Raw genomic sequence first — 13,585 nt, 5'->3', positions numbered from 1 at the left:
TGAAACGCCCCAATCCGCTGCCGCCCGACCAGATGACGCCCGCAGAACGCCGCACTGAGCTGTGCGGCCTGCTGGCGCTCGGGCTGGTTCGGTTGCGCATGCGGGAGAAGGGCGAAGTATCTGACGATACTGGAGAACGTTGCCTACACTATCCGCCCGACCAATGCCGTCATGCAACTCCAACTCACCGGAGAAATGCATGAACAAGCCCGATCCCATCCCCGTGCGCCTGGCCGCGCTCAAGACCACGCCGACGCCCGACTTGAAGCAACAGTGGCGCGACCTGTTCGATAGCGAGCCGCCGCCCTTCAATCGCCGCTATCTCGAAAGCCGCATCGCGTATCGCATCCAAGAACTCGCCTATGGCGGGCTGAAACCCGAGACGATCCGGCGGCTTGAACGGCTGGGCGAGGAACTCGACGGCGGCGACCGGAAGAAGCGCGGTATCCGCGCCGATCGCGACCGCCCGATCACCGGCACACGGCTGCTGCGCGAGTGGCAGGGTGTCGAGCAGATCGTCACAGTCACCGCCGATGGCTTCGAGTGGCAGGGGCGGCCCTACAAGTCGCTGTCCGCCATCGCCCGCGCCATCACCGGCACGCGCTGGAACGGATGGACCTTCTTTGGCCTGAAGAACCACAGGGGGCGGACATGACGAAGCCGCCGGAAAAATCGAAGGTCGTCCGCAAGCTGCGCTGTGCGGTCTACACCCGGAAATCCTCCGAGGAAGGGCTGGAGCAGGAGTTCAACAGCCTGCATGCACAGCGCGAGGCCTGCGAGGCGTACATCGCCAGCCAGCGCTCCGAGGGTTGGGTGCTGGTCCGCGATCAGTATGATGACGGCGGGATCTCGGGCGGGACGCTCGACAGGCCCGGATTGAAGCGGCTGCAGGAGGATATCGAGGACGGATTGGTCGACGTGGTGGTGGTCTACAAGATCGACCGCCTCAGCAGGTCGCTTGCCGACTTCGCCAAGCTGGTCGAGGTGTTCGACAGGAACGGCGTGACCTTCGTCTCGGTCACCCAGTCCTTCAACACGACTACGTCCATGGGCCGGTTGACGCTGAACATCCTGCTCTCGTTCGCGCAGTTCGAGCGGGAGGTGACGGCCGAGCGCATCCGCGACAAGGTCGCCGCCAGCCGAAAGAAGGGCATGTGGATGGGCGGGGTGCCGCCCTATGGCTACCGCGTCGAGAGCCGGAAGCTGGTCATCGACGAGGAACGGGCCGAACACGTCCGCTGGATCTTCGCGCGCTTCCTCGAGATTGGCTCGGGGACGGAACTGGCGCGCGGGGTGGCCAAGCGCGGCATCCGCACGCCGCGCGGCAACCGGATCGACAAGAAGTACCTCTACCGGATGCTGAACAACCGCGCCTACATCGGCGAGGCGGTCCACAAGGGCGAGAGCTACCCCGGCGAGCACGATGCGATCATCGACCGCGAGACATGGGACCGGGTGCATTCCATCCTGCGGGAGAGCCCGCGCAAGCGCGCCGCGCGCACCCGCGCCGAGACCCCGGCGTTGCTGAAGGGGCTGCTGTTCGGGCCCGATGGCGCCGCGTTCTCGCCGACGCACACCCGGAAGGGCGACCGACTGTACCGCTACTATGTCAGCCAGACGGTGCTGAAGCACGGCGCCGGATCGTGTCCCGTGGGCCGTGTCTCGGCTGGTGAGATCGAAACCGCCGTCATTGATCAGCTCCGCGCAGTGTTCCGCCAACCCGAGATCGTGGCCGGGACACGGAAGGCGGCACGCGCCAATGCCGACGACATCACCGAGGAAGACGCCCGCGCGGCCCTGCAGCACTTCGATCCGCTGTGGGACGAACTCTTCCCCGCAGAGCAGACGCGCATCGTGGCGCTGCTGGTCGAGCGTGTGGATATTGGAGAGGGCGGGCTGAACGTTCGTCTGCGCATTGACGGCCTCGGCTACCTCGCGCGCGAGATGCTGGCCGGCGATATGGGCGCAGCAGCATGACCCGCGCGACGCCGATCCCTGAGACGGTGACGCTCCACGTGCCGTTCCGCATTGTGAAGCGCGGCGGCCGGAAGGAAATGCAGTTGCCGGAGGGCGCCACCCAGCCGCACAGGGCCGACAGCTCACTGGTCAAGGCGCTGGCCCGCGCTTTTCGTTGGAAGCGGATGCTGGAGTCTGGTGAGTATGCCACCATCGCCGAACTTGCCGAACGCGAGGGGATCGCGCCCTCCTACATGACACGCGTCCTGCGCCTGACCTTGCTCGCCCCCGACATCGTCGAAGCGATACTAAACGGGAAGCAGGGGCCGGAGGTCACGCTGGCGCGAGTGCTCGAGCCATTTCCAGTGGAGTGGGCGATCCAGACCGAACACCTTGGTTGAAACAGCGAGAACGGCCGTTCGTGATCTGTGCGGCAATCGACTGCACCTGAGCCCCTTTTTGACGAATGCTGCCGAGCGACTGAACGGCCGCTTCGGCGGACCCGCAGCTTAGCGAGGTGTTCTCCGTTCGGGTCTAGACATACTCCGTAATGCGTTTCAACAAGGCGACACCGACACCTGATAGAACGCCGCAAGAAGACGTAAGCTCTTGACGACACCCGGTGTCGAGCGGGTGGGGTCCTGTTATGTGACCGTAAACTGTCCCATCATGCCCGCATCCTCGTGTTCGAGGATGTGGCAGTGATACATGAATGGCGTCTCTTCCGAAGCCAGCTTGTCGAACCTCAGCAGGATTTCGGTCGAGCCCTGCACACGAACAACGTCTTTCCAACCGATCCGCGCTGAGTCGACCGGTCGTCCGTTCTGACTCACGACCCGAAAAGAAGTCCCGTGAACGTGGAACGTGTGCCGCATCATCATGTCGGTACTAATGCGCCAAAGCTCGGTTTCGCCTGCGCGGATGGTCTCATCAATGCGATCCATGACGTAAGGTTCGCCGTTGATCCCCATCGTCTGACCGTCGCCACCCATCATGCCGCCGCGCATCATACCCCCGGTGTGCATGTTGAGGGTGAAATTGCGCCTGCGGACTGGATCGCCGAGTGCGGGCGCATCCGAAGGCAGCGAGGTGGGTAGGCGGGTGGGGCCGGCGGGCGCAGCTGCGCCCACATCAAACGACATGATCTCGATCGGCGCACCACTGTTTCCACCCATCCCCATCATACCGCGGTCGCCCATCCTACCGCGATCTCCCATCATGCCTCTATCGCCCATCATCATGGAGCCGCCCCTGTCACCCATCGTGCCCTCGTTCATCATGCCACCCATCCCGATGTCGCGCGAGGCGAGAGAGACAGGTGACCGGTCCGAAAAATCGGCCACGATCTCGGCCCGTTCGGCGCCGTTGAGTTGGAGGCTGGCCATGGCCAGCGGGCGATCTAGTAGGCCGCCATCGCTCGCGACCTGGTGGAATTGCCTGCCATCGGTGAAACGGAAATCGTACACGCGCGCATTCGACGCGTTCAGGATACGCAGGCGTACCAGACCCGCCGGAACTGTAAGCTTGGGACGGATCACACCGTTGACGAGGATCTGGTCCGCTTGGAACCCGTGCATCCGGTCCATCATGCCAAGACTATAGGTCACGCGGCCTGACCGGTCGAAGCGTCGATCCTGCACGATGAGTGGAAAATCGTTGACGCCATAGTCGTGCGGCAGCGGATCGTCGATCTCGGGGTCGTCGATGACAATCATGCCCGCCAGCCCGCGATAGACCTGCGGGCCTGTTCGCCCGTGAACATGACTGTGGTAAAACAGCGTTGCCGCCGGGTGATCGACCGGTAATTCCGGCGCCCAAGTCTCGCCCGGGCCGAAAGCAAGTTGCGGCCCACCGTCGAGATAGCCCGGCACGTGCATGCCGTGCCAGTGAGCCGTGATCGGTTCATCGAGACGGTTCGTGACACTTATGTTTGCGGTGCGCCCGCGCCGGAACCTCAGCAGCGGCCCGAGGTAATCCTGCGAGTAGCCCCAGGTTTCCGACGCCGCGCCTGCGATGAAGTCGCGTGTTCCGCGTATCGCATCGAGTGTGTTGCCTGCGCCGGGGCCGATCTCCATGACCTCCGGTATCCGCAAGGGCGCGCCGGGCTCGGCGGCCCACGCCCGGCTGATATTAAGTGCAGGGGTCGCGAGGGAGGCTGCGGCGAGGGTAAGAAACTTTCGGCGTCTCATAGTGATACTCCGTCATTAAAAGGGTTGCGTCGTTCCCAGCCGAGGCCCGGAAAACATCGCTTCAGCGTTTGTATCAGTGTCAGGCGCGAAGCGGCAGGTCCGCCTTTTTCCAGCCCGCCAGACCGCCTTCGATCACGGTGGTGCCATAGCCCATCTGGCGCAGGCTGTCGGCGGCAAGGGCCGCGCTCGCGCCGGACGCACAGAGAGCGTGAACACGGCCCTCGCCATCGCGCTGCGCGGCCAGAGCCTCGTTCGCCACGCAGGTGTCGGATCGGCCTGCGCTTCGACCAGGCCGCGCGGAATGTGAACCGCGCCTTCAATTGCGCCTTCGCTCTCCAGCTCTGCCGGTTCGCGCACGTCGAAAATGACATCGCCACGCCCCATCGCCCGATGAGCGTCAGTGGGATTGATCCCATCGACGCGCAGTCTTGCGTCCGCGACGAGGTCTCTCATTGATTTTCGACCGGCGGCGCTGTCGAGAAGGTGCTATTCTGGCTCGCCATGATCGCCTATGTGTTGCTAGGGGGCGGTATTCTAGTCGGGTTATGAGGCTCAAGGATCGGACTGGCGTGGCGATCGCGAACCGACTGTTCTACTTGTCGGCAAGCTGTGCCGACAAAGCGCTAAGGTTCGCGATGCTGCGTGTGCCGGTCAAAATTCGACCTTTTACGCCCCACGATAATTGTCACACGCCTCAACGCCTTCCGCGACCACGTCGAGAAGTGCGTCCACATCGCTCAGAAGGACCGTGATGCGCGGGCTGCTGATACGGTAGCGGATGAAGCGCCCATCGCGGTCGCTGGCGACAAGCCCGCAGTCCAGCAGGCACCTCAGGTGGTTGGAGACGTTGGGTTGCGATAGTTCCGTCCGCTCGACGATCTCGTGAACGGCCAATGGCTCATTGCAAAGTGCACCGAGAATGGCCAGGCGGCTCGGGTCCGCGAAGCCGCGGAACAATTTCGCCCGTCGCTCGATGGTCGCGCTCTTGCGGTCATCGACGATTTGCACCATATCACTCCTCGCTGATATGTTGTTCTTCGATTCATCCTAGCAGGAATAGCGCGACCATGGCCAACACCGAAAGAGCCGGATCGACGGCTGATGCCCCGCCCTTCCGTTACCGGGTTTCCGGTATGGATTGCGCAAAGGATGCCGCGCAGATTGAACGGGCGGCGCAGTCGGCCGGAGTAGCGCCCGACGATGTGAAGGTGTCGGCCGCAACGCACATCATGACACTGAACGCCTCCGAGGCGCGCCTGCCAGATATCGAAAAGGCCGTTGCGGTGACCGGTTACGGCTTCGACCGGATCGAGGGCGATGGAGATATTCCGCCGAATCCGGCTCATCAGGATCCGGCCTACCGACGCGCTCTCTGGATCGTCGTGATCCTGAACGTGGGTTACGGCGTCCTTGAAATGATCGGCGGATTCATCGCCGGATCACAGGCCGTGAAGGCCGATGCGCTCGATTTCATCGGCGATGGCGCGATCACCTTCCTCGGCCTGCTGGCCATTGGCTGGAGCCTCGCCTGGCGGGCTCGGTCGGCCCTGATCCAGGGCATTTTCCTCGGGCTCCTCGGTCTTGGCGTCCTCGGCACGACGATCGTCCGGGTCTTCGAACGGACGACGCCGGATGCAGGTCTCATGGGCCTGCTCGGCATGATCGCCCTTGTCGTCAATGTCGTCTCCGTTCTGCCGCTGCTGCGGTTCCGCAAGGGCGACGCGAACATGCGGGCCGTCTGGCTATTCTCGCGCAACGACGCCATCGGCAATGCGGCGGTCGTCATCGCCGCCGGTCTCGTAGCGTGGCTGGGCAGCGCGTGGCCCGACCTTATCGTCGCCTTCGGTATCGCCGGACTGTTCCTGCACTCCGCTTGGGCGATCATTCGCGATGCGCGGGCCGATCTGAAGGCGGCGGCATGAATAGCCGCGTTCTGGGCGGGCTCTGCGCGATCGCAGCGCTTGGTCTCGATCAGGGCACCAAGGCGCTTGCCCTTAGCACACCGGCGCTTGAGAGCGGGGTCGAGGTTTTACCCTTTCTGAACCTCGTGCGGGTTCTGAACGATGGGGTCAGCTTCGGTATACTCGGCGGGGTCGTACCGTGGTGGGGCCTCATCGCGCTTGCTGGCGTGATCGTTGGATGGCTGTTGATCTGGTTGTGGCGCGCGCCGGACAGGCTGACGGGTGCGGCCCTCGGTCTGATCATCGGAGGCGCGCTCGGAAATGTCCTCGACCGCCTGCGCTATCAGGCCGTCCCGGACTTTCTGGATTTCCATTACGGATCATACCACTGGCCGTCCTTCAATCTCGCGGATGTGGCGATTTTCTGCGGTGCGGCCCTGCTGTTCTGGGACAGCTTCCGCTCGGCGAAGAACAAGCCCGAACGTAACCACCGAGAAGAAAACGTTACGGGGAAATAATCGATGTCCAGCATTCCATCCGCAAAGGGCATCGACAGCACGCTCGCCCTGCTGCGCAACCCATATGGATTCATTCCGGACACATGCCGCGATCTTGAAGGCGACCTGTTCGAGACCCGCATCCTGTTGCAGAAGACGATCTGCATGACCGGTGCCGCAGCAGCCGAGGTCTTCTATTCCGAAGATGGGCTCGTGCGCGCGGGCTCGATGCCGAAGCGTATCCAGAAAACCCTGCTCGGCGAAAAGGGCATCCAGGGGCTCGATGGCGAGGCCCACCGTCATCGCAAGCGGATGTTCATATCACTCATGGCGTCGGAGCGGATCGAAGCTCTCGAAAACAGGACGCGGGATTTGTTGGACCGCTACGCACGGGACTGGCAAGCGGCGGAGAAGGTCGTTCTCTACGACGAAGTGCGCGAAATCCTCACCAGAGCCGCCTGTGCCTGGTCGGGCGTGCCGCTTCCCGAAGCGGAGGTCGAGACGCGGACGGCGCAGATGACGGCGTTATTCCAGGACGCCGGGGCGGTCGGCTGGAAGCACTGGGGCGCGCGTCTGGCGCGGCATCGCGCGGAGCGTTGGGCGGCCGGCATCATCGAGCGGGTGCGCGACGGAAGCCTCCGGCCGGCACAGGAAAGCGCTGCCCATATCGTCGCGACCTGGCGTGATCTGAACGGGGAGCTGCTGACCTCCAAGGTTGCCGCCGTGGAGCTTCTGAACGTGGTACGCCCGATCGTCGCGGTCTCTGCGTTCATCGCCCAGGCGGCGCATGCCCTGCATCGGAATCCCGAGTGGCGGCAAAAGCTGAAGGATGACGAGGGACAGCTCGAACCTTTCGTGCAAGAGGTCCGCCGTCTGTATCCGTTCTTTCCCGCGGTCGCGGCACGGGTGAAGAGCGATTTCGAGTGGCGCGGATATCGCTTTACCAAAGGACACCGGGTTCTGCTCGACCTCTACGGTACGAATACCGACGCTCGCTCGTGGGACGCGCCGCAAGAGTTCCGGCCCGAGCGGTTTCACGATCGGGAGGTCACCCCCTACGACTTCATTCCGCAGGGCGGTGGTGATCACCACAGGAACCACCGTTGTCCGGGCGAGTGGATCGCGATCAGCCAGATGAAGGCGTTTTGCAGTTTCTTGGTGAACGCCATCGACTACGAAGTGCCGGATCAGGATCTGGATCTGGAAACCGGAGAACTGCCGCCCATGCCTAAATCCCGGTTCATCATGCGCAACGTCAGGCGTCGGCAGTAGCTTCGGCGTCGTCCGGATCGACCGACCGCGCATCCTTGGTGGCCTCGAACGCCTCCCACGCAACGTAGGGCACGATCAGAAGCGCCGCGACCGGATCGGCCCACCACCAGCCCATCCATTGCGTCAGACCGATCCCGGCCAACACCACGATTGTCTGATACTGGCAGATCATGGTGTCCTTGGCATCGTACTTCAGGGCGGGCGCATCGAGCCGTTTGCCATAGCGATACTTGCCCCAGGCGAGGAACGGGTTGACCACGAGCGAAGCACCCAGGATCGCGATACCCCACCAGTTGAAGCCCGGCGCCTTCTGCGAGAGGAAGGCGGAGACCGCCTCGTAGAGGATCGCCGCGACAACGATCCAGAAGGCACAGGCAACCACGTAGAGCGCGACCTTCTTGCGGTGCAGGACCGTGCGCTTTTCGGCACCGTCTTTCTCCCCCTTCAAGCGCCAGATCAGTGTCGCGGCCGAGGTGGCCTCGACCGTGCTGTCGAGACCCCAGCTTACCAGTGCCGCGCTGCCGGTCAGAAGTCCCACGGTGACGGATACGACGACCTCGATGATGTTGTAGACGAGGCTGGCGATCTCGACGCGGATGCCGCGCGTCAGATTGGCCTGCCGGTTATCTTGCTGACTACTCATAATACCTCATAAGGCGGAGCCTGCAGCCAAAGTTCGAGGCGAGAATTGATTGCCTTGCCATTAGTGTTGCGCCACGAATCGAAAGCCGATGTTGTTCTTTTTCCAAGCTTCCTTAGTAGAGGCGAGCTTGCCCCTCATACATGAAAACCAAGGGCTTCGGACCTGTCGCGTAGCCGGTGTCGAGCCGCTCCATTCGGAAGCCGCTTGTCTCGATCAAGCCGGCCGTTGGACGGTCAAGGTGACAGTTCCCGGCGCAGTGTTTCCAGACGGGCGTGAGCCAGCGCTGCCAGCGCCGGACACCGGGCTCCGGCGCCAAACCATGCTCGACGAAGCGGAAGATGCCGTCCGGCTTGAGAACGCGCCGGATCTCGGCGAGCGCCTTCTCCGGCTCCGACACGCTGCAGAGCGCCCAGGTGGCGACGACGCAGTCGACGCTGCGATCCTCCAGCGGCAATGCTTCGGCCACGCCCTCGATGATCTCGGCCGCGGGCATCAGGCCATGGGAGGTTTGCGCGGCCCGAGAGAGGAGTTCGGGCGACGGGTCAACACCGATGATCTGACGCACGGCCTCGGGGTAGAGCGCAAGGTTCAGGCCCGAGCCGATCCCGATCTCCAGCACACGTCCATGCAGCCCGGAGACGGCGCGGCGCCGGTAGGGAAGAAGTTGATCCTGGCCCATCGCCAGATGCGTCAGCCGAGGGAGGATATGTTTCTCGTACAGTCGCATCTGTTCACCCGATCCGCGCAAGGACAGGGAAGGTGTCCAGCAGCCAGTAGGCCAGTGCGCTCAACCGCCCGGTCATCATCGCCAGGCCCATCAGGATCATGACGCCGCCCGCAGCCTGATGCAGGCGGCGACCCCAACGACCGATGCCGCGCAGCCTGCCGGCAATACTGTCGGTGAACCCCGCGACGACCAGAAACGGGATCCCAAGGCCGGCCGAGTAGACGGCAAGCAATGCGACGCCCTCGCCAATCGTCGCGCTTGTCGCGCTGGCGGTTAGGATGGCGCCGAGGATCGGCCCGATGCACGGTGTCCAGCCGAAACCGAAGGCGAGTCCGAGCACGTAGGAGGCGACCGGTTGCCCGCCCGGCAGGTCGAGATGAAAACGCAGGTCGCGCTCCATGGCCGACAGGCGCGCTGCCCCGATCATGAACAGACCGAACAGGATCACGATCGCGCCGCCGACGAGGTTGAGTTCGTAGCGCCACTGCAGCAGCGCCTGACCGAGCGCGGTGGCAGAGGCCCCAAGCGCGATAAATATCGTGGAGAAGCCAAGGACGAAACAGAAGCTGAGCCAGACGGCCCGCCCCTTCGAAGGCGCTGCACTGCCGGTGACCGTACGTCCGGCAACGTAGGATACGTAGCCGGGCACGAGCGGCAGCACGCAGGGCGACAGAAAGGAAACGGCACCGGCCAGCAATGCCGCCATTAGTCCAAGAGCGGAAAGTTCAATCACATCCACATCTCCAAACTGATCGGTAGACCGCCACCACGTGTGCGCACGGAGCGGAACGGCTGGCGCGGTCGTCGTGCTTTTCCATGTCCTATTGCTTACGTTCGTCAATAAGAGCGCTTATCTGCGCAACGGCTTCGGGGCTGTTCCATTCGGCCGGGCCTGCGAGGCGCCCGCGCTCGCGCCCAATGCGGTCGATCAGAATCGTTGTCGGCAGGCCCACCACGGCCAAGGCCAGCATCGCGCGCGTATCCTCCGCGATATAGAGATCGAGGTTGCGAATGCCGGTCTCTCGGTAGAAGCGGCGCACAGGTTCGAGACCGGCCCGATCGATCGACAGCGGCAGAACATGAAAATCCGATCCGCCGAGGCGCGCTTGCAGCGCGTCGAGCGTCGGCATCTCCTCGCGACAAGGCGGGCACCAGGTCGCCCAAATGTTCAGAAGCACGACACGTCCCTCGAAGTCCGCCAGCGTCAGATCCCGTCCATCTCCATCCACGAAAGGCGGCGACAGGAGCTCACGCGGAGTCCCGTGATTAGGGATCGGTGGTCGGGCGGAGGCAGGGCTTGCCGCAAGCGCCAAGACTCCGGCAAGGACGTCACGTCGCCTCACGGGTCGCTCTCCGCCTGCAACCGGCGCACGACCGGCAGAATGTCCTCCTCAAGCGAGGCCTGATCAAAGGGGCCGACATGCTTGTATGCAATGCGCCCCTCGGCATCGATTATGTATGTTTCCGGCACTCCATAGACGCCCCAGTCTATCGCAACGCGGCCTGATCGGTCCGCGCCGATGCGGGTAAAGGGATCGCCGAGCTCGTCGAGGAAACCCAGCGCTTCCTCGGCATCGTCCTTGTAGTTGATACCGTAGATCGGAACGGTGCCCGCTTCGGCCAGGTCGACGAGAAGCGGGTTCTCCGTGCGGCAGGGGACGCACCACGACGCCCAGACATTGACGAGAGAAACCTGGCCTTGCAGGTTCGCCGACGCTAGGCCGTCCTGCCGCCCTTCGATGGGCGGGAGCGCGAACTCCGGGATCGGTTTCCCGATCAGCGTCGAGGGCAACCGGTCGTCGTTGTTCCAGAGGCCCCAATAGAAGGCCGCACCCAGCAGGCCGAACACCGCCAGTGGCAAGAGCGCAAGCAGCCGCCCCCTCCGCCGCCGCTTTTCCTGGTTATCCTTCGAACTCATAGCCTGCCGTCAATACTTGGAAGGAATAAGGTATCAGCGTCTACTGATATGAAGCAAACCGTCGCCGATCACAATGCCGAGCGTTGGGGAGGGCTTTGCCCCGGCTTCGCAGACCCGAGCCATACTTACTGTTTAGATTCATATGAAATCAGCGAGAGGTCGGTATCTGAAGATGTCGTTGAATTCAGTTCTTTGAACGGCCCCTTCGTCCGCGACCAGGCCGTTTGCGCGGGGCGCAGCGAACGGACGCAAAAGCGCTAATCGGGTATAGTCAGTGGCGAATGTTCTGGCTGAACTGGGCACACGATCGCTGGCGATAGTTCGATCTCTGTTCCGTCTCGGCGAGTGCCACCGACGTCGAAGTGTTCAGCTTCCGCCTAGAAAAAACCTTCCAGCTCCAGATACTTGCAAACAATTCACCAAACCCGCGCAGTCATCAGGTCCGGAGAATATCGGCCTTCAGAGACCGCTTCCGGGCCACCTGGCGCCGGGGTCAGTGCTCAGCCCGTCCCGCATAACCCTCGAAAACAACGAGAAAATCCCGCCGCAGCCGGATCAGGAGAACGCTTTCGCGAGGGCAAGTGGCGGATGGGGTGGGATTCGAACCCACGGTACGGTCTCCCGCACGCCGGTTTTCAAGACCGGTTCCTTAAACCGCTCGGACACCCATCCGGTGTGCCTGTCGTAACCGCCTCGATACCGGATAGGCAAGACGACGAACCCCGGACCACCTGTCGTTTTCGCGAAACGCTGCTTGTAACAATTCGTGATGCACGGTTCGGACAAGGTCTGGCCACAGACAAACATGGCCGAAATGAGGATTTTGCCGCAATCACGCCATCTTTTGCCGGAGGGAGTACTGCTCGACCCATCGTCGCTCTCGGCCGGATTCATTACCGAAAATCAAGCTTTTGCCGGGCCGGGGCGGATTTCTGTGGAAAGGTGGCGGCTGGCGACGCGCGAAATCGGGGCGTCACCCGATGGCAACAGTCAAGCCGTCCCGCCCGCTCAACCTGTTCAAAGCGTTAACGATCCTGGCATTGCCTGATCGAGGGCTTTTGTTACATCCTCGTTTCAAAGCCGTGATCGGAACGGAAAGAAGGCGTGGGGACGCCACTTTTTGATCACGAGGACGGCAAAACCAAGAACGAAGAATGGCGGGGGTGTCATGCAGGAGAGTGGGGGCGTCGGTCGGCGTGCGGCCGGCTTGACGATCATCGGCCTGGCGGGTTCGCTGGTGTTTTCGGGATGTCAGGGGGCGGGATCGGAGGCGGAGTCGCCGCTGGAACAGCTGGCCGAGCTGTCGACGTCGGTCAAGTTCGACAGCAAGACCTTCGGTGTGCCGGCAAGCCCGCGCGTCACCACCTTGAAGCGGGTTCCCAAGGGCGGCGGCCGGGAACAGGTCGGCAAGCCCTACAAGGTTCGCGGCAAGTGGTATTACCCGAAGGACCAGCCGGGCTACGTCAAGACCGGCAAAGCCTCCTGGTACGGGCCGAACTTCCATGGCCGGCTGACCGCCAATGGCGAGATCTACGACATGCACCACCTTTCGGCGGCGCATAAGACCTTTCCGCTGCCGTCCTATGCGATGGTCACCAATATGCAGAATGGCAACAAGGTGATGGTGCGGATCAACGACCGCGGCCCGTTCGCCCATGGCCGCGAGATCGACGTCTCCGCCGAGACGGCCGAGCTCCTCGGCTTCAAGTCCGCGGGCACGGCCGACGTGAAGGTCGAATATGTCGGCCGGGCACCGGTCGACGGCGACGATACCAAGATGCTGATGGCGAGTTTCCAGCCGGGCGACGGCGGCGCCACGACGACGCGGACGCCGGACAGCATGATGATGGCCGCGGCGCAGTCGCGCAGCGCGACCGAGCGGCTCGCCGTCGCCAATGCTTATGGCGAAGAGCTTCCCGGCGTTCAGGCGCCGGGAGCGCCGGTACCGCAAGGTCGGCCGACCAATGCCGGCGACAGCTTCGCCGCTTCGCTGTTCCGCAACTCCTTCGCCGAAGAGCGCCGGGGCAACGGCGCGGCGGGTGCCCTGCAGAAGTTCGCCGCGTTTCCGCGCCCGGCACCCGACGCTTCCGACAACGGCCAGCAAGCCGAAACGATCGCGCTCGGCCTGATTGACGATGCGCTGCTGGCGCGGGTCGGCGCCGTTGCGCGGGGCGAGGGGACGCTGACCGTCGATGACGGCGCCGATAGCCGGACCGCCAAGATCGTCGTCGAGGCCGGTGCCGATGCCGACGGGCTGTTGCGACGGCTCTGGCAGGTCGGCGCAAGGGACGCTTTCGTCGTCCGCGACTGATGGCCATTGCCGATGAGCATCGGCACAGCCTCGACCGCGGCAGTTCTTCTCGATCGCGTGATGGGTGTCCGCCGACGCTTGCGCCTCGAGCTTGCCCAGCGATAACTGAGGCGATGACGAACGCCACCGCCTTCCGCCGCTCCGGAGCGCCTCTTCGGCGACGTTGGAGCC

16 protein-coding genes, 1 tRNA gene and 1 pseudogene are annotated in these 13,585 nt (G+C 63.4%); 8 read left to right on the top strand and 10 right to left on the bottom strand.

What is annotated here, in order from left to right:
• The first annotated feature begins 199 nt into the window (after nt 1–199).
• The 3 genes from GTK09_RS18125 to GTK09_RS18115 are packed head-to-tail and all read left to right on the top strand — an operon-like array spanning nt 200 to nt 2,357.
• Nucleotides 200–655, top strand: coding sequence for a DUF2924 domain-containing protein (locus GTK09_RS18125; protein ID WP_163464878.1), 456 nt, complete (start codon nt 200–202; stop codon nt 653–655).
• A complete protein-coding gene (locus tag GTK09_RS18120) occupies nt 652–1,977 on the top strand; it encodes a recombinase family protein (RefSeq protein WP_163464877.1) in 1,326 nt (441 codons plus the stop codon). The genes GTK09_RS18125 and GTK09_RS18120 overlap by 4 nt, the downstream gene beginning before the upstream one ends.
• Nucleotides 1,974–2,357: a ParB/RepB/Spo0J family partition protein gene (locus tag GTK09_RS18115; protein WP_163464876.1), complete on the top strand. Its 384-nt coding sequence runs from the start codon at nt 1,974–1,976 to the stop codon at nt 2,355–2,357. The genes GTK09_RS18120 and GTK09_RS18115 overlap by 4 nt, the downstream gene beginning before the upstream one ends.
• Nucleotides 2,358–2,600: 243 nt before the next feature.
• Here GTK09_RS18115 and GTK09_RS18110 read toward each other — a convergent pair whose 3' ends face one another.
• The 4 genes and pseudogenes from GTK09_RS18110 to GTK09_RS18100 form a co-directional block, all read right to left on the bottom strand.
• Complete coding sequence (locus GTK09_RS18110) at nt 2,601–4,031, bottom strand: multicopper oxidase family protein (protein ID WP_246217985.1); 1,431 nt, start codon at nt 4,029–4,031, stop codon at nt 2,601–2,603.
• A gap of 193 nt (nt 4,032–4,224) precedes the next feature.
• Nucleotides 4,225–4,404, bottom strand: coding sequence for a rhodanese-like domain-containing protein (locus tag GTK09_RS27535; protein WP_197717489.1), 180 nt, complete (start codon nt 4,402–4,404; stop codon nt 4,225–4,227).
• Nucleotides 4,405–4,433: 29 nt separating this feature from the next.
• Nucleotides 4,434–4,598 (bottom strand): annotated as a pseudogene (locus tag GTK09_RS28165) (rhodanese-like domain-containing protein); the annotation flags it as partial.
• A 213-nt stretch (nt 4,599–4,811) separates the two neighbouring features.
• The gene (locus GTK09_RS18100; protein WP_123194468.1) at nt 4,812–5,156 is read right to left on the bottom strand and encodes an ArsR/SmtB family transcription factor; all 345 of its coding nucleotides are present in this window, start codon (nt 5,154–5,156) and stop codon (nt 4,812–4,814) included.
• A gap of 218 nt (nt 5,157–5,374) precedes the next feature.
• On the opposite strand from GTK09_RS18100, the gene GTK09_RS18095 reads away from it, so the two are divergent.
• The 3 genes from GTK09_RS18095 to GTK09_RS18085 are packed head-to-tail and all read left to right on the top strand — an operon-like array spanning nt 5,375 to nt 7,815.
• Nucleotides 5,375–6,067: a cation efflux transmembrane domain-containing protein gene (locus GTK09_RS18095; protein ID WP_246217984.1), complete on the top strand. Its 693-nt coding sequence runs from the start codon at nt 5,375–5,377 to the stop codon at nt 6,065–6,067.
• Nucleotides 6,064–6,564, top strand: coding sequence for a signal peptidase II (lspA, locus tag GTK09_RS18090; RefSeq protein ID WP_123194466.1), 501 nt, complete (start codon nt 6,064–6,066; stop codon nt 6,562–6,564). Before GTK09_RS18095 ends, lspA begins: the two co-directional genes overlap by 4 nt.
• A gap of 3 nt (nt 6,565–6,567) precedes the next feature.
• Nucleotides 6,568–7,815: a cytochrome P450 gene (locus tag GTK09_RS18085; RefSeq protein WP_163464874.1), complete on the top strand. Its 1,248-nt coding sequence runs from the start codon at nt 6,568–6,570 to the stop codon at nt 7,813–7,815.
• On the opposite strand, the gene GTK09_RS18080 is transcribed toward GTK09_RS18085, so the two are convergent.
• The 6 genes from GTK09_RS18080 to GTK09_RS18055 form a co-directional block, all read right to left on the bottom strand.
• The gene (locus GTK09_RS18080) at nt 7,799–8,458 is read right to left on the bottom strand and encodes a cation diffusion facilitator family transporter (protein ID WP_197717488.1); all 660 of its coding nucleotides are present in this window, start codon (nt 8,456–8,458) and stop codon (nt 7,799–7,801) included. The genes GTK09_RS18085 and GTK09_RS18080 overlap by 17 nt on opposite strands.
• Nucleotides 8,459–8,570: 112 nt before the next feature.
• The gene (locus GTK09_RS18075; RefSeq protein WP_123194464.1) at nt 8,571–9,185 is read right to left on the bottom strand and encodes a class I SAM-dependent methyltransferase; all 615 of its coding nucleotides are present in this window, start codon (nt 9,183–9,185) and stop codon (nt 8,571–8,573) included.
• A gap of 4 nt (nt 9,186–9,189) precedes the next feature.
• Nucleotides 9,190–9,891 (bottom strand): cytochrome c biogenesis CcdA family protein, encoded by a 702-nt coding sequence (locus GTK09_RS18070; RefSeq protein ID WP_203561098.1) that lies wholly within the window; start codon nt 9,889–9,891, stop codon nt 9,190–9,192.
• Between the two features lie 115 nt (nt 9,892–10,006).
• Nucleotides 10,007–10,414: a TlpA disulfide reductase family protein gene (locus GTK09_RS18065; protein ID WP_312869919.1), complete on the bottom strand. Its 408-nt coding sequence runs from the start codon at nt 10,412–10,414 to the stop codon at nt 10,007–10,009.
• 110 nt (nt 10,415–10,524) lie between these two features.
• Entirely contained in the window at nt 10,525–11,103 is a 579-nt protein-coding gene (locus tag GTK09_RS18060) for a DsbE family thiol:disulfide interchange protein (RefSeq protein ID WP_123194461.1), read from the bottom strand.
• 582 nt (nt 11,104–11,685) lie between these two features.
• A tRNA-Ser gene (locus tag GTK09_RS18055) sits at nt 11,686–11,775 on the bottom strand.
• A gap of 97 nt (nt 11,776–11,872) precedes the next feature.
• On the opposite strand from GTK09_RS18055, the gene GTK09_RS18050 reads away from it, so the two are divergent.
• Entirely contained in the window at nt 11,873–12,151 is a 279-nt protein-coding gene (locus GTK09_RS18050) for a hypothetical protein (RefSeq protein ID WP_163464873.1), read from the top strand.
• Between the two features lie 120 nt (nt 12,152–12,271).
• Entirely contained in the window at nt 12,272–13,414 is a 1,143-nt protein-coding gene (locus GTK09_RS27855) for a septal ring lytic transglycosylase RlpA family protein (RefSeq protein WP_163464872.1), read from the top strand.
• The last annotated feature ends 171 nt before the right edge of the window (nt 13,415–13,585 follow it).

The sequence above is a fragment of the Jiella pacifica genome (assembly GCF_010500815.1).
GTDB classification, from domain to species: Bacteria; Pseudomonadota; Alphaproteobacteria; order Rhizobiales; family Rhizobiaceae; genus Jiella; species Jiella pacifica.
Note: the sequence above shows the minus strand (reverse complement) of the source record. Positions and strands in the feature narration are given on the sequence as shown.